The sequence below is a fragment of the Burkholderia sp. AU30280 genome, assembly GCF_020420125.1.
GTDB lineage: Bacteria > Pseudomonadota > Gammaproteobacteria > Burkholderiales > Burkholderiaceae > Burkholderia.
This window is the reverse complement of record NZ_JAIZRY010000006.1, coordinates 362,153-384,244: the sequence shown is the minus strand read 5'-3', so window position 1 is coordinate 384,244 and position 22,092 is coordinate 362,153. Positions and strand designations below refer to the sequence as shown.

The following is a 22,092-nucleotide window of genomic DNA, read 5'->3' as shown; positions in this document are numbered from 1 at the left end:
GGGCGGCCGAAAGCCGCCCGTTTTGCGTTGATGCTCGAACGTGTGGTTCGTAGGCGCGCGTCACGCCGAGCACGAGCGCGCTGTGCGACGGTATGGCGTCGTGCCTTTGACGCTGGACAGCACGTCCCGCGTCGCCGCTGGTTCGGTCGACTGCGCGTTCGATGTGCAGCGCGGCGCGCGGGACGGCTGGCGAGCCGCCTCCAGCATCGCTTGCGAAAACCGACAACCGTCGTCATTGATTGATGCGGTGCGAGAACGAATTTCGGCATACGCCAGGAAATCGCCCGGCAAATGCGGACGAATCCCCTTGAGTACGTACCGTGGCCGCGGAATTGCAAGCGGTTGCGCGGCGTGATTTCGTTTCGATGTGTTTCAGTCGTTGCGGCTGCGCGCGGCGCGCTTCGACAATATCGGCCTCAACAGTTTCGGCACGAGGAAAACACATGAAGCAGATTCGCGCGACGGGCCGGCACCTGGCCTCGGCAGGCATCGCGCTCGGCATCCTGGCAAGCGGTGCCGCGCATGCCCAGCTCGACCTGCAGTCGATCGGCGCATCGCTGCTCGGCGGCGGGCAACAGCAGGCGTCGCCCGCGCAGGGTGGCGTCGCACAACTGCTGCAGGCCTATGTCGGCGCGAACCAGCAGGTGCTGACCGGCCAGTCTTCGCTGGCGTCGGCGATGGGGCTTACCGGCGCGGCCGGGCAGGCGCAGCAGGCCGCGAGCCAGCTGGCCGGCGGCGATGCGCTGACGCCGGCTGCGTTGTCGCAGATGGGCGGCGCGCAGCAATCGGTGTCGCAGGCGCTCGGCCAGGCATTCGCGAGCGGCGGTGCTACGCACGGGCCGGTCGACAAGCAGGCGTTCAGCAACGGCCTCGCGTCGCTCGGGCAGGGGCTCACGCAGTATTCGCAGCTGCAGTCGGGGCTCGGCAATCTCGGCTCGACGAGCGCGGCATCGCTGTTGCAGTCGGGCCTGAATCCGCAGAACATGCAGGCTGCGTCGTATATCGCGCAAACCGCGCCGGGCCAGTTGCAGTCGCTCGCGACGACGCTCAGCCAGGCCGTGCAGTTCGCGACGAGCCAGGGCATTTCGGTGCCGACGGTTGCATCGTCCGCGCTGAAGCTGCTGCCGTAACGTTGCGTGGGGCCACGCGCGATGCGGTGCCGGCATTGCACGCGACGCAAAGATGGCCCCGCACAACATGGGGATTTCGCGCGATGTTATCGTGGCGTGTCCCTTTTTTCGGTGCAGGTTCATGACAGACTCGTTTGACCTCTCGCGCTATTTCTCCCGCATCGGTTACGACGGCCCGGTCGAGCCGACCCTCGACGTGCTGCGCCGGCTGCATCTGCTGCACCCGCAGGCGATTCCGTTCGAAAACCTCAATCCGCTGACCGGTGCGCGCGTCGCGCTCGACCTGCCGTCGATCGTCGACAAGGTGCTTGCGCATCGCCGCGGCGGCTACTGTTTCGAACTCAACAAGCTGTTCTACGCGGCGCTCACGACGATCGGCTTTCGCGTGACGCCGATGATCGCGCGCGTGCGCTGGATGCAGCCGCCGGAAGCCGCCACCGCGCATACGCACATGCTGCTGCGCATCGATCTCGACGGCGCGGCCTGGCTCGCGGACATCGGCTTCGGCAGCGCGACGCTCACCGCGCCGCTGCGTTTCGTGCCGGACGAGCGGCAGCTGACGCCGCACGGCGTGTTCCGTGTGGTCGCCGCGCCGGTCGACGGTGAATTCGACATGCAGATCGAGACGCCCGACGGCTGGCAGACCACCTATCGCTTCCAGCCGAAGCGGGTCGAGTGGATCGATTACGACGCCGCGAACTGGTTCACGTCGACGTATCCCGAATCGATCTTCCTGCATAACCTGATCGCCTGCCGCGTATTGCCGGATGGCCGTGCCGCGCTGCGCAACACCACGCTGACGATTCGCGACGCGGCGGGCGTCGGGCGCGTCGTCACGTTCGACGATGCGGCCGCTTGGGGCGCATGCCTGCGCGACACGATCGGCATCGACACGACAGGGTTCGATCTCGACGCGCTGTTCGCGCGGCTGGCGGCGCGCGCCGCGACGTAACCCGGCTTCGCGACAGCCCATGGCGGCCCGCACGGACGGGCCGCGCTTGCGATGGATTTTTTGCTAGATTGCTAGCCAACATGGCGGACGAAGAAGTCAAGCAGTTCAACGTGTACCTGCCGCTCAGCCTGATCCCGCAGGTCAAGTATCGCGCCGTCGAAACGGAGCAATCGCTGTCCGCGCTGGTGGCCGACACCGGGCGCGGGGCCGTCCACCCAGGAGGAGTGACATGTCATCCGAGCGAATCGAAGCCGTGTACCTGACGACGCACAACTGGGGCGTGAGGCCGCGATGACCGAACCCCGCGAAAGCGCCCCCGACAGCACGGCCGCGCGTGTCGCGCTGTGGCGCGCATTGCACGTCGAACTCGACGCGCCGCCGCCGGTGTTCGCCGACGAAGTCGGGCTGCAACTGCTCGCGCCGGAACCCGGCTGGCAGCAGCGCGGCGACATGGATCCGCAGTTCACGCGGCCGTTCCGTGCGTCGATCGTCGCGCGGGCGCGTTTCATCGAGGATCTGGTGGTCGAGCAGGCCGCGCGCGGCGTGAGCCAGTACGTGATCCTCGGCGCGGGCCTCGACAGCTTCGTGCAGCGCCGGCCCGACATGGCGTCGCGCGTGACCGTCTTCGAGGTCGACCCGCCCGCGCCGCAGGCCTGGAAGCAGCGCCGCCTGGTCGAGCTCGGTTTCGGCGTGCCCGACTGGCTGCGTTTCGTGCCGGTCGATTTCGAGGCGAAGCAGTCGTGGCGCGCGGCGCTCGTCGGCGCGGGCTTCGATGCCGGCAAGCCGGCGGTCGTGGTGTCCACCGGCGTCAGCATGTACCTGACGCACGAAGCGAATGCGGCCGCGTTGCGCGAAGCCGCATCGCTCGCGCTGGGCTCGACGCTCGCGATGACGTTCCTGCTGCCGCTGGAGCATGCGGATCCGGATGTGCGCCCCGGGCTGGAAATAGCCGCGAAGGGCGCGCGAGCAAGCGGTACGCCGTTCATCAGCTTCTTCATGCCGGCGCAGATCCAGGCGCTCGCGCGCGAGGCAGGCTTCGCGCACGCCGCGCACGTATCGGCCGCCGATCTGACGCGCCGTTACTTCGCCGATCGCACCGACGGCCTGCGGCCGCCGAACAACGCGGAAGAGCTGCTGGTCGCGACGGTCTGAGCCGTCGCGACCGTCGCGGCCATCGCGACCATCACGCCCGTTCGAGCACGGCCATTTCCCGCACGATCACGAGCAGTACCGCGAGGCTCGCGCCACCCGATGCGCGCAGGTCCGCGAGCAGGTGCTCGTAGCGCGCAAGTGCGGCTTCGCGGCGCGCGCGCCACGCGCCGACGATCGTCTCCGGCGTGGTCGAATCCGGCGATTCCGCGAGTGCGCTCGTCGCGAGCGTGCGCTTGAGGCGCGCGACTTCCGCGAGCGCGGCCGCGCGCGCCAGCATGTCCCAGTGCGTCGGCGTCGGCAGCGTTGCCGCCCGTTCGCCGATCCAGCTGTAATTGAGCAGCGTGCCGAGCGAAAAATAGACCCCCGCGACGAGTTCGAGGCTGCGGTTGCTGGTCGCGGCCACTTCGGCGATGTCGAGCAGCGCGGCCGAGATGTCGCCGCTCGCGACGCGCACCGCGAGCGCGCTGTCGACCCCGGCTTCGACCAGCACCCGCTGCCGCTCGGACAGCGCTTCGAGATCGTCGGCCGGCAGCAGCGACGGCAGTTGCGGCGCAAGCCGCTGCGCCGCGTCGCGGCAACGCGCGATCAGCTCGGCGACGCCACCATCAGCCACCGCGCCGGATTGCAGGTGCCGCAGGAACCACAGCGCCGCGCGCTCCAGCAGCCGCGCGACGTCGACGAACATGCGCGCCTGCACGTCGTCGGCGACGCGGTTGTCGAGCGCGTCGATATCGCGCCACACCGCATCGAGGTCGAACACGTCGCGCGCCATGATGCAGGCACGCACGATGTCGCCGGGCTTCGCGTCGGTTTCCTCCATCAGCCGGTGCACGAACGCGCAGCCGACGCGGTTCACGAGCGCGTTGGTCAGGTGCGTCGCGAGGATCTCGCGGCGCAGCGGATGGCGGCGCATCGGTTCGCTGAAGCGTTGCTGCAGCGGCTTCGGGAAGTAGTCGACGAGCATCGCGGCCACCAGCGGATCCTCGGGCACGTCGGATTCGAGCAGCGCGTCGTACAGCCACATCTTGCTGTACGCGAGCAGCACCGCGCGTTCCGGCGACGTGAGGCCGAGCTTCGCGGCCTGCCGTTCCGCGACTTCATCGTCGGTCGGCAGGAATTCGATCACGCGATTCAGGCGGCCCGCGCGTTCGAGCCAGCGCATCAGGCGCGCCTCGGCGTCGAGCAGCTCGACCGCATAGCGGCCGGCGATCGACAGCGCCTGTGTCTGGTAGTAGTTGTCGCGCAGCACGAGCAGCCCGACTTCGTCGGTCATCTCCGCGAGCAGCGCGTTGCGCTGCTTCTCGGTCATCTCGCCGTCGGACACGACGAGCCCGAGCAGGATCTTGATGTTGACTTCGTGATCCGAACAATCGACGCCGGCCGAGTTGTCGATCGCATCGGTGTTGATGCGGCCGCCGCGTTGTGCGAACTCGATGCGGCCGAACTGCGTGCAGCCGAGGTTGCCGCCTTCGCCGACCACCTTGCAACGCAGGTCCGCGCCGTTCACGCGCACCGCGTCGTTCGCGCGGTCGCCGACCTGCAGGTGGGTTTCGCGCGCGGCCTTCACGTAGGTGCCGATGCCGCCGTTGTACAGCAGGTCGACCGGCGCCTGCAGGATCGCGCGGATCAGCTCGGCCGGCGGCAGCGCATGTGCGTCGATGCCGAGCGCGGCCTGCACGGCCGGCGACAGCGGGATCGTCTTCGCGGTGCGCGGATATACGCCGCCGCCCGCCGAAATCGCGGCCGGATCGTAGTCGGCCCAACTCGACCGTTCGAGCGCGAACATGCGCTGGCGCTCCGCGAAGCTGATCGCCGGATCGGGGTTCGGGTCGAGGAACACGTGCCGGTGATCGAACGCGGCGACGAGCCGGATATGCGGCGACAGCAGCATCCCGTTGCCGAACACGTCGCCCGACATGTCGCCGACGCCGACCACCGTGAAATCGGTCGTCTGCGTATCGATGCCCATCTCGCGGAAGTGCCGCTTCACCGATTCCCACGCGCCGCGCGCGGTGATCGCCATCTTCTTGTGGTCGTAGCCGACCGATCCGCCGGACGCGAACGCGTCGTCGAGCCAGAAGCCGTATTCGTGCGAGATCGCGTTCGCGTAGTCGGAGAAGGTGGCCGTGCCCTTGTCGGCGGCGACGACCAGGTACGGGTCATCCGGATCGTGGCGCACGACGTCGGGCGGCGGCACGATCGCGTTGCCGACCCGGTTGTCGGTCAGGTCGAGCAGGCCGCGCAGGAAGGTCTGGTAGCACGCGATGCCTTCGCGCATCCACGCCTCGCGATCGCTCGGCGGCGGCGGGTTCTTCACGACGAAGCCGCCTTTCGAGCCGACCGGCACGATCACGACGTTCTTCACCATCTGCGCCTTCATCAGCCCGAGCACCTCGGTGCGGAAATCCTCGCGGCGATCCGACCAGCGCAGGCCGCCGCGCGCGACGCGCCCGCCGCGCAGGTGCACGCCTTCGACACGCGGCGAATACACCCAGATCTCGAACATCGGCTTCGGTTCGGGCAGGCCCGGCACTTTCGCCGGATTGAACTTGAACGACAGGTACGGTTTCGATTCGCCGTTCGCGTCGAGCAGGAAGTAGTTCGTGCGCTCGGTCGCGTTGATTACGCCGAGGAACTGGCGCAGGATGCGGTCCTCGTCGAGGTTCGGCACCTGGTCGAGCGCGCCTTCGATCGCCTTCAGCAGCCGCTCGGCCTGCACGTCGCGCGTGTCGCCGGTGGCCGGGTCGAAACGCAGCAGGAACAGTTCGACGAACTGCCGAGCGATCGCCGGATTGCCGGTCAGCGCGCGCTCGATGTAGGCGTCGCTGAACGTCGAGCCGACCTGCCGCAGGTATTTCGCATACGCGCGCAGGATCGTCACTTCGCGTGCGCTCAGGTGCGCGCGCAGCACGAGGCGGTTGAAGTCGTCGTTCTCGATCCGGCCGCTCCAGATCCGGTCGAACGCATCCTCGAACAGGCCTTTCACGCGCTCGATGTCGAACTCGGTATCGTCGGCGAGCTCGAGCCCGAAGTCGTGCACCCACGCGTGCGAGCCGTCCTGCGTCTGGATCCGGTATGGCCGCTCCTCGTCGACGCGCACGCCGAGATGCTCGAGCATCGGCAGGCTGCGCGACAGCGCGATCGGGTCGCCCGCGCGATAGACCTTGAAGCGGAACGCGCGCGCGTCGGCCTCGATCGGCCGGTACAGGTTCATCGCGAGCTGGCCCGACTCCTTCACGCGTTCGATCAGCTCGATATCGCGCACGGCCGTGCGCGCCGGATAGTCGTCGCGATAGCCGGCCGGGAACGAATCGGCATAGCGCTGCAGCAGGCGGTTGCCTTGTTCTTCGCCGAATGCGTCGAGCAGCGCGTCGGCGAGATCGTCCTGCCAGCGGCGCGCCACCTGCACGAGCCGCGTCTCGAGTTCGCGCGTGTCGACGTCGGGCATCGTGCCCGGTTCCGCGTGCACGACGAAATGAATGCGGGCGATCGCCGATTCCGACAGCAGCGGCGTGAATTCGACGTTCACGCCGTTGTAGGCATCGACGAGCAGCTTCGCGATGCGCCGGCGCAGGTCGGTGTTGTACTTGTCGCGCGGCACGTACGCGAGGCACGACACGAAGCGGTCGAAGCGGTCGCGGCGCACGAACAGCCGCGTGCGCTGGTGTTCCTGCAGCCGCAGGACGCCGAGCGCGATGTCGTAGAGCTGGTCTTCGTCGGCCTGGAACAGTTCGTCGCGTGGATAGGTTTCGAGCACCGTCACGAGCGACTTGCCGAGATGCCCCTTCGGCAGGAAGCCTGCACGCCGCACGATGTTCGCGCACTTGCGGCGCACGATCGGAATGTCGGCATACGAACCGAAATACGCCGTCGACGTGTAGAGCCCGATGAAGCGGCGCTCACCGGTGACCTTGCCGTCGGCGCCGACGAGCTTCACGCCCACGTAGTCGAGATAGCCGGGCCGGTGCACGGTCGCGCGCGAGTTCGCCTTGGTCAGGAAGATCGGCCAGGCGCCGGTGATGATGTCGGCGGCGGCCGGCGGCAGCGGCGTCACGTCGGGCGCGCCCGACGTGCGCAGCGATTCGCGCAGGATGCCGAGGCCGGTACCCTCGATGCCGCGCAGGCCGAAGCCGGTGCCGTCCGACACGAGCGCGTAGTCGCGCTGGCCGAGGAACGTGAAGTGATCGGCGGCCATCCATTCGAGGAACGCGCGCGCCTCGATGTCTTCCGCGGTCGATTCGCGCGCCTTCATGTCCTTGATCGTCGCGCGCGCGATGTCGACGATCTTCGGCCAGTCTTCCACCGACGCGCGCACGTCGCCGAGCACGTGCGCGATGTCGTTGCGCAACGTGTTGAGCAGCGCGGCATCGCCGCAGCGATCGACTTCGAAATGGATGAACGACGCGAGTTGCGACTGGCCGTCGCCGGGCGTCGCGCCGCCCGCATCGACGCGCTCGATGGCGCCATCGCGACCGCGCCAGATGCGGAACACCGGGTGCAGCGCCGAATGCAGCGCGAGCCCGAGGCGGTTGACGGCCATCGTCACCGAATCGACGAGGAACGGCATGTCGTCGTTGACGATCTCGATGACCGTGTGGTCGGAATGCCAGCCGTGCTGTTCGAGGATCGGGTTGTACACGCGCAGCCGTTCGCTGCCGGGCACGAATTTCTGGGCGGTCTGCCAGTGCGCCATCGCGGCGCCGTAGAGATCGGCGATGCTGCGGTTCTGCAGATCGTCGGCATCGACGAAATCGTAGTAATGACGCAGGAAGGGTTCGACGATCCGGAACGTGGCTTCGGGCAGGCGCCCGCGCGCGAATTCGACGACGTCGGAGAGCAGGTGTGCGACGACTTCCTCGTTCTTCGCTTCCATGGCGGTCTCCCGGGTGGCCATTGGCTGCTGCGTCTGTCCGGCATTATGCGCCGATTGCGTGACAAAGCGATGTGCGGGCGCACAACGGGAGGAGAGGGGAGAGCCTGCAACGCGCGTGCTCGGCGTTGCAGGCGAGCGTCAAGTCAGCTCGGGTGGCTTCAGGTCGGGGTGGCGCGCGTAGAGCGGGTTCATGAAGTCGACCCGCATTGTGGTCAGCACCTGCGATACGAATTCACGATAGGCGACGAATTCGTGCGCCGGGCGCGTCTCTTTGACCCGATGGAGCGATTGATCCAGTTTCATGCCCATCGACAGGATCATTTCGTTCAGTGTCTTGGCGATGTGTTTGTCTTCGATCATGCAGTCCCCATCGAGTGCCGTGTGTGCGGCGCGGCGGTTCCGATGTCACCGCGGCTCGAGCGCATACCGCCCGGAAGGTTCTGCCGGCGCCGACGCGATGCCTGTCAGCGCTCGTCGCTCCACAGCTTCCCGGCCGTCGCCCAGTTCTCCTTCTTCACGTCGGTCAGGATGATATCGACCGAGCCCGGCTCGCAGCCGAGCGTCTCGCACGTGACGCGCGTGATCGCTTCGACGAATGCGCGCTTCTGTTCGACCGTGCGGCCTTCGAACAACTGGATATTGAAAGTCGGCATGACTGGGGGCTCCGATGGTTTGGGGTGGAAATTCGGTGGGACGCCGGCAACGTCAGTCGCGATACGTCGGATCGATCCGGTCGAGCCGGCGCAGCAGCGCCGGCCATTCCAGTTCGCCTTCGATCGCGCCGCCGTCGCGCAGTTGTTCGGCGGTGCGGTCGGCGACGGCCGGGTCGGGCAGCACGAGCGGCCCGCCGCCCGCCTGCGCGCGCACCTGGATGTCGCACGCCTTGATCAGCGTATCCATCAGCACATAGGCTTCGCCGACGGTGCGGCCGACCGTCAGCGTGCCGTGATTGCGCAGCAGCATCGCGGATTTCGTGCCGAGGCTTGAAGTCAGCCGCGCGCCTTCGGCCGGCGAGAACGCGAGTGCCTCGTAGTCGTGGTACGCCAGGTCGCCATGAAACCGCAGCGCGTGCTGCGACGCGGGTAACAGCCCGTCGCGCTGGATCGACACGGCGATGCCGACCGTATTGTGCAGATGCATCACGCACACGGCGTCGGCGCGCGCCGCGTGCACGGCGGCATGCAGCGCAAAGCCGGTCACGTTGACCGCATGCTCGCTGTCGCCGATCCGGTTGCCGGCCAGGTCGATCTTCACGAGATTCGACGCGCGGACCTCGTCGAACGTGAGGCCGAACGGGTTGATCAGGAAGTGGCCGGGCTCGCCGGGCACGGTCGCGGAAAGGTGCGTGTAGATCAGGTCGTCCCAGCCGTTGAGCGCGACGAGCCGATACGCGGCGGCGAGGTCGACGCGCAGCCGGTGTTCGGCGTCGGAGATCGGGCCACCGGGTTTCACGGCATCAGGACGGTGTGCGAATGACGACATCGGTTTCTCCGAGGGTGAAGCGGCGCGCGACGGCCACCGTGACCCACGACGCGAGCGCGAACGGGGCCGTGAATGCGGGGATGCCCGTTTGCGTCGCGAGCCACTGGATCAACGCGGCGAGTGCGGCGGCCGCGAACGCCGCGCGCGGGCCGCGCGGCATCAGCGCGAGCGCGGCGAGTGCGCCGTTGAAGCCGAGCAGGCCGCCTGCGAACGATACGCGATCGGCACCGAGCGCGAGCAGCAGCACGGTCGACACGATGGCGCCGCCGAGCGCGAACGCGGCCGCGCGACGAGACGCGCAGGCGATGCCGGCGACGATCAGCGCGCCGGCCCACGCACCTTGCGCGAAGGTAGTCTGCGCGACGCCCGCGAGCAGCGCGTCGGCGATGGAAGACGGCGCCAGTGGCGCGCCGACCGGGGCGCCGTTCGTTTGCTGCAGCGCGACAAACGGCAGCCACAGCGCGGTGACGGCGAGGCACGGGCTCGAATACGGGCACAGGCGCCAGCGAGCGAGCGGCGCGCGCATCGCGCGCTGCACGAGCGCCGCGCCGATTGCGACCAGCGGCACCAGCGCGAGCGCGGCGAGCGGATGGGGCACGAACAGCACGGCGATCAGCGCGGCGAGCGCGCCGTTGAAGCCGTGCAGCCCCTGTTCGACGTCGCGGCGCTCGGCGCCCGTCAGCACGGCGGTCATGCTGGCGGCGGCCGAACCGACCAGCGCCGCGCAGGCGAGCCGCACGTCGGTCAGCGCCAGCGCGGCGAGCAGCATCGCGCCGGTGAACGCATTCGCCTGCAGGACGATCTGCCCGATGCCGCGCAGCAAAATGCGCAGGTCGATCGACGGCGAGGCGGAACGGGCGGTAGGCATGTCGGCGGCGTAACAGGACGAGCCGCGAGCATAGGACACAATCCTGTGCACCGGAATAGGGAATCATGGATAGTCAGGATTTGTGGGCGGCGCCCCGAATTGGGGCGTGGTGATGCCAGCCGGCCTGCGCTGACGTTTTCGGGCAATGTGTCAGTTTCCGCGGCGAATTTGAGCGATCGCCAGCCTTTCGGATCAAGTACGCGTTTGTTGTCGTTGTCGTTCGGGAATTTGTGCGACGATGCCACGCATCAAGGAAACCGGGAGGCGGAACGATGCGCGAAGTGCGTTGGGCGTCGCTCGAGGGCGACGGGGTCGAACATCTGACGTTCGACCGGAGCGGCGGCGGGATCGTCGTCGAAAGCGCGGTAGTCGGCCAGCGGTACGGCCGCGCGTACGGGCTCGCGTATCGCGTCGAGTGCGATGCGCACTGGCGCGTGACATACGCGGTGCTCAAGGTGATGGGCGGCGGCACGCTCGAATTGCGCGGCGACGGCGCAGGCCACTGGCACGACGGCGCGGGCCGCGCGTTGCCCGAACTCGACGGCTGCATCGACATCGACATCGCGGCGACGCCGTTCACGAATTCGCTGCCGATCGGCCGCCTCGGGCTCGCGCGCGGCGAGCGGCGGCCGATCGACGTCGCGTACATCTCGACGCCGGACCTGAAGGTCACGCTGGTCAAGCAGGCTTACGCATGCATCGAGCCGGGCCGGCGCTACCGCTACGAAGGCATCTTCCGGAATTTCACGGCCGAGATGGAAATCGACGACGACGGGCTCGTCGTCGACTACGAGACGCTGTTCAGGCGCCTGCCGGCGCCGGCGGTGCGCTGAACCGCGGCGTTCGTGACCGACGGCCGCTCCTGCGCGGACGCGAAGCGGTCGATCCGCGACGCGATCATGTCGGGATGGCGCAGCACGATCCAGTGCGTGCCGTCGATTTCCTCGCGCACGTGGTCGCCGAGCCAGCGGTCGAGGTCGACCGACATCTCGGGTGTCACGTAGCGGTCGCGCACCGGCACCAGGATCTGCACGGGCGCCTGCGCGTACCGTTCACGCGGCTTGCGTGCCCGTGCGATGAAATTCGCGCGGTACAGCTGCAGCCCGTTCAGCGCGTTCTTCAGTTGCACGGGGTCGCGCTCCGCCCGCACGCGTTCGGTGAGCTGCAGCCAGCGCGGCCACAATGCCGCGCCGCCGAGCCGCCACACCAGCGACGGCACGAGCGGCAGGTGGAAGAACGCGATGTACCACGACTTCAGGCTCTGCTTGAGCCGCATCTTCGCGCGGAACACGTGATCGAGGCAGGGGCCCGAGATCGACGTGTACGACGCGATCCGGCCGCGGAACGCGGGGTCGGTCACGGCCTCCCAGCACTGGATCGAGCCCCAGTCGTGGCCGACGAGATGGAACGGCCGGCCGCCGCAGGTCGCGTCGGCCACCGCCTTCAGGTCGGCGGCGAGCCGTTCGAGCGTGTAGTCGGCACGGCGGCGCGGCGCATCGGAGGCGCCGGCGCCGCGCACGTCGTACGCGATCACGCGGTAGCGCTTCGCGAGCCGCGCGCGGATCGGCGCCCATACGGCCGCCGAATCGGGGTAGCCGTGCACGAGGATCAGCGGCGGCGCGCGACGCGAGCCGCTTACATACACGGCGAGCTTCACGTCGCCGGACTGGACGGTCAGCATCTCGTGGGCGCGCGCCATGGCGTCATGCCTGCGGAACCGGGTGCAGCGGCACGCGGCGCGGGGCGGCTTGCGCCGCGTAGCGCGCGTTGGTCGCGTCGATGTTCTCGAGCAGCGTGTCGAGCCCCTGCAGGTACTGGTGGTTGTCGTGGTCCCACGGGTGGAAGCCCGGGCGGAAGTAGTCGAGCCATTCGCGCGCAATGCTCGGGAACACGCCGTGTTTCGGGCTGTACAGGTACTTCACGAGGCGCCACATGCCGCCGAACTTGCCGTGTTCGCGACGGTGCGCGCGCATCAGGCGCACGTGGAAGTCGAACACGATGGCCCAGAAGAACACGGTCGTCGTCAGCATCGTGCCCGTGCGCAGCAGGTAGCTGCCGAGGCCCGGCTTCATCACGGTGGTCCATACGTCGTACGACACCGCCTTGTGCTCGGTTTCCTCCATCGCATGCCACATCCACATCTGCTGGTAGCCTTCGACCGAGCCGTCGATGCGGTGCTCGTGTCCCGACAGCAGCTGGTTCGCGAGGATCGCCGTGTAGTGCTCGAGCGCGATCGTGATCGCGAGCTGCATCGAATGCGGCAGCACCTTCTTGAACCAGCCGAGGATCGTCCACAGGCGCTTGTCGAGCTTGTGCGCGGGCAGGCCGGACGACTGCAGCAGGTCGTTGTATTCGATGTGCTCGCGCGTATGCATCGCTTCCTGGCCGATGAAGCCGAGCACCTGCTTCTTCAGTTCGGGATCCTCGATCCGGTCGCGGTAGTTGCGCACCGAATCCATGAAGAAGCGTTCGCCGGCCGGAAACAGCAGCGACAGCGCGTTCATGAAATGCGTGACCGGCACGCCCTGCACGTGCCAGTCCTTCGCGCGTTCGGGCGGCAGCGCGAAACGGATGTCGCGCCGTACGGGCATCATGTTCGGGGTCGTCATGATTGTTCTCCTCCCTGGTTGCCTGCGTTGTTGTAGGTGGCATGTAGCGGCGCGGCCGCTGGCGTGCCGCGCGCGGCGCGGCGGGCCTTCGCGGCCTCGCGGCGCGTCGCGAGCACGACGAGCGCCTGGTACGCGGACGGCAGGATGCGCGCCATCCAGTCCGCACCCTTCGCGTCGCGGCCGATCAGCACGCGGCGCTTGTTCTTGCGCACGCCGGCGAGGATCGTGCGCGCGGCGTCGTCGGCGGTCGTGATGAAGAACTTCTCGAAGCTGTCCTTGCCTTGCTGTTCGCTCTCGACGATGAAGCCGACCATGTTCTTCGCGACGCGGCTCGACTGCGCGATGTTCGTGCGGATGCCGCCCGGATGCACGCAGGTCGCCGACACGCCGCACTTCATCATGTCGAGTTCCTGGCGCAGCGATTCGGTAAAGCCGCGTACCGCGAACTTGGTCGCGTTGTAGCCGCTCATGCCCGGCTGCGCGAAGATCCCGAAGATGCTCGACGTGTTGATCACGTGGCCGTCGCCCGAGGCCTTCAGGTGCGGCAGGAACGCCTTCGTGCCGTGCACGACGCCCCAGAAGTTGATGTTGACGATCCACTCGAGGTCGCTGTACTCCATCCCTTCGATCGTGCTCGACAGCGCGACGCCCGCGTTGTTGAAGATCAGGTTGACCTTGCCGTGCTCCTTCGCGGTGTCGTCGGCCCACGCGAACATCGCGTCGCGGTCGCCGACGTCGAGCACGCGCGTCGATACGCGCACGTTCGGCGCGATCGTGCGGACGATCCGTTCGGTTTCGGCGAGGCCGACGCCGTTCTTGTCGGCGAGCGATACCTGGCAGCCGGCCTGCGCGAGCTGGATCGCGAGCGCGCGTCCCATGCCCGAGCCGGCGCCCGTGATCGCGGCGACCTTGTTGGCGAAATCTCTCATGTCGGTTGCTCCTTGTCTGGCTCAGGCCGCTTCGGCGGACGTGGAAGTCGAAGCGGAAGCGGCGGGCGCGGCGGCGGGCCGCGCGGTCGCGTCGTGTTGCGGCGCGCGATACGCGTGGTAGTCGGCGATCGAGAAGTGCGCGGTCGCCTGGCGGAAACGCCACGTGAAGCCCGGCCACAGCGTCGTGTTCTTGCCGGTGCGCGGATCGAGGTACCAGCTCTTGCAGCCGCCTGTCGACCAGATCGCTTTCTTCAGCTTGCCCTGCAGGTCGCTGTTGAATTGCGCCTCGACGAGCGGGCGCACCTCGATCGCATCCGCACGTTCGCGGCGCATCGCCTGCAGTGCGCCGAGGATGTACTCGATCTGCGACTCGATCATGAACACCATCGAGTTGTGGCCGAGGCCCGTGTTCGGGCCGACGATCATGAAGAAGTTCGGGTAGCCGGGCAGCGTCGAGCCGAGATACGCGTGCGCGCCGTCGCGCCATGCGTCGACGATGTCGAGCCCGCCGCGGCCGATGATCGCGCCGCGCGGATACGGATCGGCCACCTGGAAGCCGGTGCCGTAGATCAGGCAGTCGACTTCATGGCGCTTGCCGTCGGTCGTCACGACCGCGTCGGCTTCGATATGGTCGATGCCGGTCGTGATCACGTCGACGTTCTTGCGCGACAGCGCCGGGTAGTAGTCGTTCGAGATCAGCACGCGCTTGCAGCCTAGCGTGTAGTTCGGCGTGACGATCTTGCGCAGCTCCGGATCGGGAATCTGCTTGCGGATGTGGCGCAGCGCGAGCTTCTGCACGTTCTTCATCAGCGACGGATGGATCGCGAAGCCGAGCACGCGCGATTCGAGCATCCAGTAGATGCCGCTGCGCACGATCTTCTGCGTGAACGGCAGCGTGCGGAACAGCCATTTCTCGAACCCGGTCAGGTTGCGGTCGGGCTTCGGCATGATCCACGGCGGCGTGCGCTGGAACAGTGCGAGTTCCTTCACGCGCGGCGCGATCTGCGGCACGAACTGGATCGCGCTCGCCCCGGTGCCGATCACCGCGACACGCTTGCCTTCGAGCGCATAGTTGTGATCCCACTGTTGCGAGTGGAACGCGCGGCCCTTGAAGTTCTCGACGCCGGGAATCGACGGCAGCGCGGCCCGCGACAGCCCGCCCATCCCCGACACCAGCACGCGCGCGGACAGTCGCTTGCCGTTCGCGAACGTGAGGCGCCAGCGTTGTGCGGCCTCGTCGTACTCGGCGCGCTGCAACTCGTGGTTCAGGCGCAGGTGCGCGCCGATCCCGAAGCGCTGCACGCAGTCTTCCAGATACGCGCGGATTTCCGGTTGCGGCGCGAACATGCGCGTCCAGCGCGGGTTCGGCGCGAACGAGAACGAATAGACGTGCGATTGCACGTCGCATGCACACCCGGGGTAATGATTGTCGCGCCACGTGCCGCCGACCGACGCGGCCTTCTCGAGGACGACGAAGTCGGTTACGCCTGTCTGACGCAGGCGGATCGCCATCCCGAGGCCGGCGAAGCCGGTGCCGATGATGGCGATGTCGATGGTTTCGTCCAGGCCGTCGTGGCCGGGCGGACCGAAAGGCAACGTGCGAGCATTCATCCGGGTGTCTCCGATTTGGCTCATTTTTGAATGTTACATTGTTTGATGTAACGATAGTGGGTGAACCCGGAAACCGCAAGAGGCTAGAAGCGGCGCTCTAAGGGCCGGAAGCCAGGCGGGAAAAGGCTGAGCGGGGTTTGGAACGGGCCGGTTTCCGCATTGCGGGAGGCGCGGAAAGGTCCGTCGATAGGGCGAGAGAGGAAGCCGGCGAGGCCGCCGGCGCGCGGCGGCCTGTTTGAAACAGTATCAGGGACGGATCGGTCGGGCGGCCGTCTCATGGAAAACCCCGGCCACGATCGTGACCTGCGCGAGCGCGTAGAGGCTCCAGATCAGGTAATCGATGCCCGGAAAGCCGCCGAGGAAGCGGCCGACGCCGATCAGCGTATCGGAGCCGACGAAGATCAGGCTGCCGATGGCCACCAGCGGGCCGCGCGTGCGGGCGATGAGCGCGAAGCTCGCCATCGCGCACAGCACGAGCATGTAGACGGCGACCGGCGCCATCAACTCGCCGAGGTGCGGAAAGAACGCCACGTAGAACGCCGGCGCGGCGATCCACAGCCCGGCGAGCGCGACGATGCGCCACCCGTGCGGCCGCGCGCGCCAGCGCATGAAGATCGCGCAATAGCACAGGTGCGTGAGCAGGAACGCACCGAGGCCGAGGACGAACGACAGCGGCCAGCCGGGCAGCGCGAGCAGCACGTCGCCGAGCACGGCTGTCACGAGTGCCGCGCACAGCCACGCGCGTTCGCGCGGCGCGGCGCAAGTGCTGCCCGCCGCGAGCAGCAGGATTCCCATCGCGGCTTTCGCCGCGGCCTGGCCGGGATAGGGCGCGGCGGCGAGCGACAGCCCGTACAGCAGCGCGGCGACGACGGCGAGCGGCCAGAGCCGGCGGTAGGTGGCGGGAAGCGTGGCGATCAAGGCGGGTGTCTCCGGTTTGTTGTTGTCTGCGGTGGACGGCGCGCCGTCGAGAGCGCGGCTGCCGGCCATTATCCGGAAGAAAGGGCGTGCGAAAACCGGCGAATCCTTCTAGGAATCGAGGGCGCGGCCGGTGGCGGAAAGTTTCGGCGCGTTGCCCCGGTTGAACCGGGGCAACGACCTCGATTCGGCTTGCTATGATCGCCGCGGTATTGCCGTTATCGATGTGGTTGTTGCTGTCGTTGTTCCGCTCGGCCGCGCGGCTGGATGCGCGAGCCGGTGTGTGCCCGATAAATCCATGCCGTGCCCGGCCCGTGCGCTCGTGCGACGCGGGGCGGGCTGGCCTCCCCACGAAAACAGGTCCGACCATGACCGAACTTCTCCACGGCGACGGCGCGATCCGTCGCACGACGCCGTACGGCTCGTCGATCGAAAACACCTATGCGGGCGTGCTGTCGTTCATGCGCCGCAACTATTCGCGCGAGCTCGACGGCGTCGACGTCGCGATCTCCGGCGTGCCGCTCGACCTCGCGACGACCTACCGTTCCGGCGCGCGGCTCGGCCCGGCTGCGATCCGCGCGGCGAGCGTCCAGCTCGCGGAGCTTCATCCGTATCCGTGGGGCTTCAACCCGTTCGACGAGCTCGCGGCCGTCGACTACGGCGATTGCTGGTTCGACGCGCACAACCCGCTGTCGATCAAGCCCGCGATCGTCGAGCATGCGCGCACGATCCTCGGCTCCGGCGCGAAGATGCTGACGCTCGGCGGCGACCACTACATCACGTATCCGCTGCTGGTCGCGCATGCGGAGCGCTACGGCAAGCCGCTGTCGCTGATCCATTTCGACGCGCACTGCGACACGTGGGCCGACGACGATCCGGACAGCCTCAATCACGGGACGATGTTCTACAAGGCGGTGAAGGAAGGGCTGATCGACCCGGCGACGTCGGTGCAGGTCGGGATTCGCACATGGAACGATGATTTTCTCGGGATCGAGCGGCTCGATGCGGCCTGGGTGCATGACCATGGCCCGCGCGCGGCGGTCGAGCGGATCGTCGATATCGTGGGCGCTCGGCCGGCGTACCTGACTTTCGACATCGACTGCCTCGATCCGGCGTTCGCGCCCGGCACGGGCACGCCGGTCGCGGGCGGGCTGTCGTCGGCGCAGGCGCTTGCGATCGTGCGCGCGCTCGGCGCTGTGAACCTGGTCGGCGCGGATGTGGTCGAGGTTGCGCCCGCGTACGACCACGCGGACATCACGGCGATTGCGGCCGCGCATGTTGCGTGCGACTTGCTGTGCCTGTGGAGGCAGAAGAAGGTGGCGGGGACGCTGAAGTAAGTCGGCATGCTGGGCATGCGTGCGTGCGCCGCCGGCGCGGTGCGCGCATCGCCGGATCATTGGGCGGTGTGCTGTTTGTATTTCAATGATCCGGAGAGACGTCTTCGCGGATTTGCGTAGAGGCGCCCAGCCGACTCGTTGGCGACATCCGCGAAACGTCGGCGGGTGGCTGCGTCCCTATGCCAACGACGCGTTGGCGTGCCGCCGATGACGGGCCGCGACGTCATCGGGCGAAAAGCTATCGAGTCCTGAAGAAGGCGGCAAGCATGTCGTCTTTCGGCGCTGCGGGTTGCGTGGTCTGCCGCTTTCCCGACCGTCCGCGGGATCGGGCATGATCCGCACCGGCGCCATCAGGCCACGTCCCCGTGTAAACCGCGCGTGGCCTGATGAGATCGGATTGCTCGCGCTGCTCCAGCCCATGCGCGATCCAGCCGATCGAGCGGCCAAGCGCGAACAGGCCGAATGCGGCGCCGACGGGAAGCCGCAAATGCCTGCGCAGTGCCACCAGCGCGAGATCCAGCGAGGGTTTCTGCCCGACGAGCGTGCTCCCCGCATCGATCATCCTTTTCCATTGAGGATGACGCGGCAGGATCCGCGACAACAGGAACGTCGCGCGCACGTCGCCGCCGGGATAGAGCGCATGTCCGAAGCCCGGCAAGCCGTCTCCCCGGGCGAGACGCGCGGCCATTTTTTGCTCGACGTCCTTGTTGCCCAGTTCGTCCCACAGTGCTTCGCCGCGCGCGGTGGTGGCGCCGTGCCGCTCGCCCGACAGGCCGGCCAGGCCGCCGACCACGACGGCCCGCAAGCTCGCGTTCGTCGACGCAATGCATCGCCCCGTGAAGCTCGACGCATTCAGTTCGTGATCCGCGCACAGCACGAGCGCCATCCTGATCAGATCGGCGCCCGCAGGCCCGACATCCCAGGCCCGTGCACATTGCACATGGAGGGGTGCCGTATCGATCCGGGTGCGCAGCAGGCATGCCGCCAGAATCCGCACGAGATCGCCGCAGCCCTGCGCCTGGCGATCGGCCGACTGATGCCAGATTGCCGTCGGCGCGTCCTCGCTTGCGACGGTGAAGAGCGGCAGCAGGGCCTGCTCGGCGCGTTGATCGGCGTAGTGCCTGAAGAGGGTTCGCAGTACCGGCGTCGTCGTGGGGACGTGGCGGCCGAAAGCGGTCTGCTCGTCGCATCGCCATAGCAGCGCCGCGACTTCCTCGAGACTTGCGCGGGTAGCGAGATCGAGTGCATCCACGCCGCGATAGAAAAGCCGGCCGCCGTCGATCAACGTGATGCTCGATTCGAGCACGGGCGACCCCCAGTTCAGCGCGGCCTTCGCCACCTCCTTCGGCTTGCGACCGCGTGCGCGTTGATCCGCGAGCCGGTCGACATCGGCCGCGAGGTAGCGGCTTTCACGGTGACTGCCGCCCGGCTCCGCGCGAAGCAGGCCGCGGCTGACGTACGCATAGAGGGTTTGCCGCGAGACGCCGAGCCTTGCCGCGGCTTCGGTCGAATTTAGGTAGTTCGACATCGTGCGCAGGGGGAATCGTTCGACAGGTTGATCAGGATAATCAACGTTGACAACAAATGCGAGCGAGACGATCTTTGCCTCACCCAATTCATGCGAGGCGAACATGCGTGTCGATCAAATCTCGAAGGAACCGGCCGCGGCCGATGAGGATCGGGTGTCGCGTCATCTACGGGCGTTCTGGCTGGCGGCGGGTGGGGCCCAGGCGTTCCTCGAGTCGTGCAGCTTCGGCGGCGCGGGAGAACTGGTTTCGGCATTTCGCGTAACCGACATGGCCACGGCGGCGATCGGCGCGGCGGGGATGTCGGTTGCCGAATTGCTGCATGCGTCGACCGGAACGTTGCCGTCGGTTCGGGTCGACCGGCGCATGGCGTCGCTGTGGTTCGGCACGTCGCTGCGCCCGCAGGGCTGGACGATGCCGCCTCAATGGGATCCGGTGGCCGGCAACTATCGGGCGCGCGATCGCTGGATCCGGTTGCACACCAACGCGCCGCATCATCGACTGGCTGCCTTGTCGGTGCTCGAGTGCGCCGCCGATGCACGGTCGGTCGCGCAAGCGGTGAATCGCTGGGATGCCGGTGCGCTTGAAGATGCGATCGTCGAGCGCGGTGGGTGTGCGGCGGCGATGTACTCGGCGCAGGAGTGGGCCGGGCATCCGCAGGGCAAGGCGGTCGCAACCGAACCGCTGCTGCACGTTCATGCCGCGACCGATGCCGTCGCGCATGACTGGCGGCCTTCGAAAGACCGGCCGTTGCGTGGCATTCGCGTGCTCGACCTGACGCGCATTCTCGCCGGCCCCGTGGCGACACGGTTTCTTGCGGGCCTGGGCGCCGACGTGCTGCGCATCGATCCGTACGGCTGGGAAGAACCGGGCACGGTGCCGGAAGTCGTCCTCGGCAAGCGGTGTGCGCGGCTGAACCTGAAGGATGCCGCGGATCTCGATACGCTCAAGCAGTTGCTCGGCAGTGCCGATATCGTCGTGCACGGCTATCGGGCCGATGCGCTGGCGCGCCTCGGACTCGATGCCGCGCATCGGCGCGAACTGAATCCTGCGCTCATCGACGTGTCGCTCGACGCTTATGGCTGGACCGGTGAATGGCGCTGCCGGCGTGGCTTCGACAGCCTCATTCAAATGAGCACGGGAATCGCCGAGGCTGGCATGCGTGTGACGGGCAACGATGCGCCGGTGAACCTGCCCGTTCAGGCCATCGACCATGCGACGGGTTACCTGATGGCGACGGCCGCCATTCGCGGGCTGACGACGCGCATGAAAAGGGGCGTCGGTGTCGAGGTCCGCGCGTCGCTGGCGCGTACGGCGGCCGATTTGCAGTTGCGCTCGGAGCCCATGAGCGAGGTGATCGAACTGGCCGCCGAAGGACAACGCGATCGCGCGGAACACGTCGAATCGACGTCGTGGGGGCCGGCATCCCGGCTCCTTCCGCCCGTGCGGATCGACGATGCACCGCTCCGTTGGTTTTATCCGGCGCGCGCACTGGGTGCGTATGAACCCGAGTGGTTGTCTTCGAACGGCGATCTTTGAGGCGGTGCGATGAATCGGCTGGTGTCGGTGTGAGATGGCGAGACGGCGGGGCGGGAGTCGACCCGACCACGGCGACGCATTTGGCTCAGTACGATGCGGATGTCGTCATCGTCGGACCGCGCGCGAACATGCTGGAACGCGCCGCCGAAGCGATCGGCGGCGTGTTTCCCGATGCGCGTCCCACCGCGCCCTGGCTGCCGACCTTGGCGTGCCTGAGATCCGGTGGAACGTGTTCGGGATGTGCTGGCAGAGCGGTTCGAGACCCGCGATATCGTGGTCAACGCGGCCGGCGGAGAAGGTGGCGGGCCAGTGAAGCAAATGGGCGCGCGCAGGCTATACCTTGCGCGCGTCGCCGGATCGATGGCCGGGCGCTGCCTTTAACCGCGCGTGTCGACCCAGTTGCGTGCCCAGCGGGCCGAATGCTGCAACGCCTGCTCCTCACTCGTGAAGTAGTCGAGCGAATAGAACTGGTAGCGGCCTTCGGCGCGTGTGCTGTCGGCGCGTTCAAGCAGCAGGTTGGATGAAAAACTACCGTCGGGCAAACGATGCGCCGAGGATTGAACGGCATAGCCGTTGTACTGTTGAATTCGGATGTTTTGCATTTTAATTTTAATAATGTTCGAGTGCTCGCGTGCCGTGCGAAAGGTGCACGAGTACGCCGATTCAAAGCCATTGCGAGCCGAATCTGAAGCAGTCGTAAAGCGAAAAAGGGCTTTGCAGCCAGAGGGGGAATGAAGTGCAACGAGGCGTGTGGCGCTCGGCGAGCTGCTGAATGAACAGATGCAGCTAAGAGCAGTCGCGCCAACTTTGGGAGAGCAATCTCCGCGAGGGTGTCGCTGCAACCCGGCGTCCGTGACGGGAAGCCGGGTTCTTCAAACTTTACAGCGGCTGGATGTTGGCCGCTTGCAGACCCTTCGGGCCTTGCTTCGTTTCGAAGCTTACCTTCTGATTTTCAGCCAGCGTCTTGAAGCCGTCGGCGCGAATTTCGGAGAAGTGAGCGAACAGGTCGTCGCCGCCGTTGTCGGGCGTGATGAAGCCAAAGCCTTTGCTGTCGTTGAACCACTTGACGATACCGGTATCCATGAAGAATCCTTGAGAAAAAATGAGAAGATTTGCTCAGTAAAGAGCACGTGAAGCGTCAAGGAGAGAGAGGACAACGAATACCGCTG

At 67.2% G+C, this 22,092-nt stretch carries 20 protein-coding genes; 7 read left to right on the top strand and 13 right to left on the bottom strand.

From position 1 onward, the window contains the following. Nucleotides 1–443 precede the first annotated feature (443 nt). The 4 genes from LGN17_RS16815 to LGN17_RS16800 all read left to right on the top strand — a co-directional run bounded on the left by LGN17_RS16815 (nt 444) and on the right by LGN17_RS16800 (nt 3,234). Nucleotides 444–1,130 carry a hypothetical protein gene (locus LGN17_RS16815; RefSeq protein WP_226197793.1) on the top strand — a complete coding sequence of 229 codons (687 nt, stop codon included), beginning with the start codon at nt 444–446 and terminating at the stop codon, nt 1,128–1,130. A gap of 121 nt (nt 1,131–1,251) precedes the next feature. Next, nucleotides 1,252–2,082, top strand: coding sequence for an arylamine N-acetyltransferase family protein (locus LGN17_RS16810; RefSeq protein WP_226197792.1), 831 nt, complete (start codon nt 1,252–1,254; stop codon nt 2,080–2,082). 80 nt (nt 2,083–2,162) lie between these two features. Continuing rightward, complete coding sequence (locus tag LGN17_RS16805; protein ID WP_226197791.1) at nt 2,163–2,345, top strand: CopG family transcriptional regulator; 183 nt, start codon at nt 2,163–2,165, stop codon at nt 2,343–2,345. Between the two features lie 28 nt (nt 2,346–2,373). After that, nucleotides 2,374–3,234: a class I SAM-dependent methyltransferase gene (locus LGN17_RS16800; protein WP_226197790.1), complete on the top strand. Its 861-nt coding sequence runs from the start codon at nt 2,374–2,376 to the stop codon at nt 3,232–3,234. Between the two features lie 31 nt (nt 3,235–3,265). Here the strand turns inward: LGN17_RS16800 and LGN17_RS16795 are convergent, their stop codons facing one another. The 5 genes from LGN17_RS16795 to LGN17_RS16775 all read right to left on the bottom strand — a co-directional run bounded on the left by LGN17_RS16795 (nt 3,266) and on the right by LGN17_RS16775 (nt 10,457). Further along, on the bottom strand, nt 3,266–8,107 hold the full coding sequence (locus LGN17_RS16795) for an NAD-glutamate dehydrogenase (protein ID WP_226197789.1): 4,842 nt from the start codon (nt 8,105–8,107) through the stop codon (nt 3,266–3,268). A 138-nt stretch (nt 8,108–8,245) separates the two neighbouring features. After that, complete coding sequence (locus LGN17_RS16790; protein WP_226197788.1) at nt 8,246–8,467, bottom strand: hypothetical protein; 222 nt, start codon at nt 8,465–8,467, stop codon at nt 8,246–8,248. Nucleotides 8,468–8,571: 104 nt separating this feature from the next. Further along, complete coding sequence (locus tag LGN17_RS16785) at nt 8,572–8,760, bottom strand: 4-oxalocrotonate tautomerase (RefSeq protein ID WP_175957787.1); 189 nt, start codon at nt 8,758–8,760, stop codon at nt 8,572–8,574. A gap of 52 nt (nt 8,761–8,812) precedes the next feature. Beyond that, nucleotides 8,813–9,589 (bottom strand): class II aldolase/adducin family protein, encoded by a 777-nt coding sequence (locus LGN17_RS16780; RefSeq protein WP_226197787.1) that lies wholly within the window; start codon nt 9,587–9,589, stop codon nt 8,813–8,815. Then, nucleotides 9,564–10,457 (bottom strand): urea transporter, encoded by an 894-nt coding sequence (locus LGN17_RS16775; protein ID WP_226197786.1) that lies wholly within the window; start codon nt 10,455–10,457, stop codon nt 9,564–9,566. The genes LGN17_RS16780 and LGN17_RS16775 overlap by 26 nt, the downstream gene beginning before the upstream one ends. A 272-nt stretch (nt 10,458–10,729) precedes the next feature. Here LGN17_RS16775 and LGN17_RS16770 point away from each other — a divergent pair, with 272 nt between their 5' ends. Beyond that, nucleotides 10,730–11,290 carry a putative glycolipid-binding domain-containing protein gene (locus LGN17_RS16770; protein WP_226197785.1) on the top strand — a complete coding sequence of 187 codons (561 nt, stop codon included), beginning with the start codon at nt 10,730–10,732 and terminating at the stop codon, nt 11,288–11,290. Here LGN17_RS16770 and LGN17_RS16765 read toward each other — a convergent pair. The 5 genes from LGN17_RS16765 to LGN17_RS16745 form a co-directional block, all read right to left on the bottom strand. Next, the gene (locus LGN17_RS16765; RefSeq protein ID WP_226197784.1) at nt 11,245–12,156 is read right to left on the bottom strand and encodes an alpha/beta fold hydrolase; all 912 of its coding nucleotides are present in this window, start codon (nt 12,154–12,156) and stop codon (nt 11,245–11,247) included. The genes LGN17_RS16770 and LGN17_RS16765 overlap by 46 nt on opposite strands. 4 nt (nt 12,157–12,160) lie before the next feature. Further along, a complete protein-coding gene (locus LGN17_RS16760) occupies nt 12,161–13,066 on the bottom strand; it encodes a metal-dependent hydrolase (RefSeq protein ID WP_175957792.1) in 906 nt (301 codons plus the stop codon). After that, the gene (locus tag LGN17_RS16755) at nt 13,063–13,995 is read right to left on the bottom strand and encodes an SDR family NAD(P)-dependent oxidoreductase (protein ID WP_175968615.1); all 933 of its coding nucleotides are present in this window, start codon (nt 13,993–13,995) and stop codon (nt 13,063–13,065) included. Before LGN17_RS16755 ends, LGN17_RS16760 begins: the two co-directional genes overlap by 4 nt. A gap of 21 nt (nt 13,996–14,016) precedes the next feature. Continuing rightward, nucleotides 14,017–15,606: a flavin-containing monooxygenase gene (locus LGN17_RS16750; protein WP_226197783.1), complete on the bottom strand. Its 1,590-nt coding sequence runs from the start codon at nt 15,604–15,606 to the stop codon at nt 14,017–14,019. Between the two features lie 246 nt (nt 15,607–15,852). Continuing rightward, nucleotides 15,853–16,524, bottom strand: a complete 672-nt coding sequence (locus LGN17_RS16745; RefSeq protein WP_226197782.1) for a lysoplasmalogenase — start codon at nt 16,522–16,524, stop codon at nt 15,853–15,855. A gap of 365 nt (nt 16,525–16,889) precedes the next feature. Between LGN17_RS16745 and speB the strand changes: the two genes are divergently transcribed. Further along, nucleotides 16,890–17,858 (top strand): agmatinase, encoded by a 969-nt coding sequence (gene speB, locus LGN17_RS16740; RefSeq protein ID WP_226197781.1) that lies wholly within the window; start codon nt 16,890–16,892, stop codon nt 17,856–17,858. 238 nt (nt 17,859–18,096) lie between these two features. Here the strand turns inward: speB and LGN17_RS16735 are convergent, their stop codons facing one another. Continuing rightward, on the bottom strand, nt 18,097–19,386 hold the full coding sequence (locus LGN17_RS16735; protein WP_226197860.1) for a citrate synthase family protein: 1,290 nt from the start codon (nt 19,384–19,386) through the stop codon (nt 18,097–18,099). A gap of 103 nt (nt 19,387–19,489) precedes the next feature. On the opposite strand from LGN17_RS16735, the gene LGN17_RS16730 reads away from it, so the two are divergent. Further along, nucleotides 19,490–20,923, top strand: a complete 1,434-nt coding sequence (locus tag LGN17_RS16730) for a CoA transferase (protein ID WP_226197780.1) — start codon at nt 19,490–19,492, stop codon at nt 20,921–20,923. Between the two features lie 377 nt (nt 20,924–21,300). On the opposite strand, the gene LGN17_RS16725 is transcribed toward LGN17_RS16730, so the two are convergent. Beyond that, a complete protein-coding gene (locus LGN17_RS16725) occupies nt 21,301–21,525 on the bottom strand; it encodes a hypothetical protein (RefSeq protein ID WP_175957830.1) in 225 nt (74 codons plus the stop codon). 277 nt (nt 21,526–21,802) lie between these two features. Next, nucleotides 21,803–22,006, bottom strand: a complete 204-nt coding sequence (locus tag LGN17_RS16720; RefSeq protein WP_034185637.1) for a cold-shock protein — start codon at nt 22,004–22,006, stop codon at nt 21,803–21,805. Between the last annotated feature and the right edge of the window lie 86 nt (nt 22,007–22,092).

What these genes read in the sequence shown, in the direction of transcription:
- LGN17_RS16815 (WP_226197793.1), top strand. Translation starts at nt 444, where the DNA reads ATGAAGCAGATTCGCGCGACGGGCCGGCACCTGGCCTCGGCAGGCATC.
- LGN17_RS16810 (WP_226197792.1), top strand. Translation starts at nt 1,252, where the DNA reads ATGACAGACTCGTTTGACCTCTCGCGCTATTTCTCCCGCATCGGTTAC.
- LGN17_RS16805 (WP_226197791.1), top strand. Translation starts at nt 2,163, where the DNA reads ATGGCGGACGAAGAAGTCAAGCAGTTCAACGTGTACCTGCCGCTCAGC.
- LGN17_RS16800 (WP_226197790.1), top strand. Translation starts at nt 2,374, where the DNA reads ATGACCGAACCCCGCGAAAGCGCCCCCGACAGCACGGCCGCGCGTGTC.
- LGN17_RS16795 (WP_226197789.1), bottom strand. Translation starts at nt 8,107, where the DNA reads ATGGAAGCGAAGAACGAGGAAGTCGTCGCACACCTGCTCTCCGACGTC.
- LGN17_RS16790 (WP_226197788.1), bottom strand. Translation starts at nt 8,467, where the DNA reads ATGATCGAAGACAAACACATCGCCAAGACACTGAACGAAATGATCCTG.
- LGN17_RS16785 (WP_175957787.1), bottom strand. Translation starts at nt 8,760, where the DNA reads ATGCCGACTTTCAATATCCAGTTGTTCGAAGGCCGCACGGTCGAACAG.
- LGN17_RS16780 (WP_226197787.1), bottom strand. Translation starts at nt 9,589, where the DNA reads ATGTCGTCATTCGCACACCGTCCTGATGCCGTGAAACCCGGTGGCCCG.
- LGN17_RS16775 (WP_226197786.1), bottom strand. Translation starts at nt 10,457, where the DNA reads ATGCCTACCGCCCGTTCCGCCTCGCCGTCGATCGACCTGCGCATTTTG.
- LGN17_RS16770 (WP_226197785.1), top strand. Translation starts at nt 10,730, where the DNA reads ATGCGCGAAGTGCGTTGGGCGTCGCTCGAGGGCGACGGGGTCGAACAT.
- LGN17_RS16765 (WP_226197784.1), bottom strand. Translation starts at nt 12,156, where the DNA reads ATGGCGCGCGCCCACGAGATGCTGACCGTCCAGTCCGGCGACGTGAAG.
- LGN17_RS16760 (WP_175957792.1), bottom strand. Translation starts at nt 13,066, where the DNA reads ATGACGACCCCGAACATGATGCCCGTACGGCGCGACATCCGTTTCGCG.
- LGN17_RS16755 (WP_175968615.1), bottom strand. Translation starts at nt 13,995, where the DNA reads ATGAGAGATTTCGCCAACAAGGTCGCCGCGATCACGGGCGCCGGCTCG.
- LGN17_RS16750 (WP_226197783.1), bottom strand. Translation starts at nt 15,606, where the DNA reads ATGAATGCTCGCACGTTGCCTTTCGGTCCGCCCGGCCACGACGGCCTG.
- speB (WP_226197781.1), top strand. Translation starts at nt 16,890, where the DNA reads ATGACCGAACTTCTCCACGGCGACGGCGCGATCCGTCGCACGACGCCG.
- LGN17_RS16735 (WP_226197860.1), bottom strand. Translation starts at nt 19,386, where the DNA reads ATGTCGAACTACCTAAATTCGACCGAAGCCGCGGCAAGGCTCGGCGTC.
- LGN17_RS16730 (WP_226197780.1), top strand. Translation starts at nt 19,490, where the DNA reads ATGCGTGTCGATCAAATCTCGAAGGAACCGGCCGCGGCCGATGAGGAT.
- LGN17_RS16725 (WP_175957830.1), bottom strand. Translation starts at nt 21,525, where the DNA reads ATGCAAAACATCCGAATTCAACAGTACAACGGCTATGCCGTTCAATCC.
- LGN17_RS16720 (WP_034185637.1), bottom strand. Translation starts at nt 22,006, where the DNA reads ATGGATACCGGTATCGTCAAGTGGTTCAACGACAGCAAAGGCTTTGGC.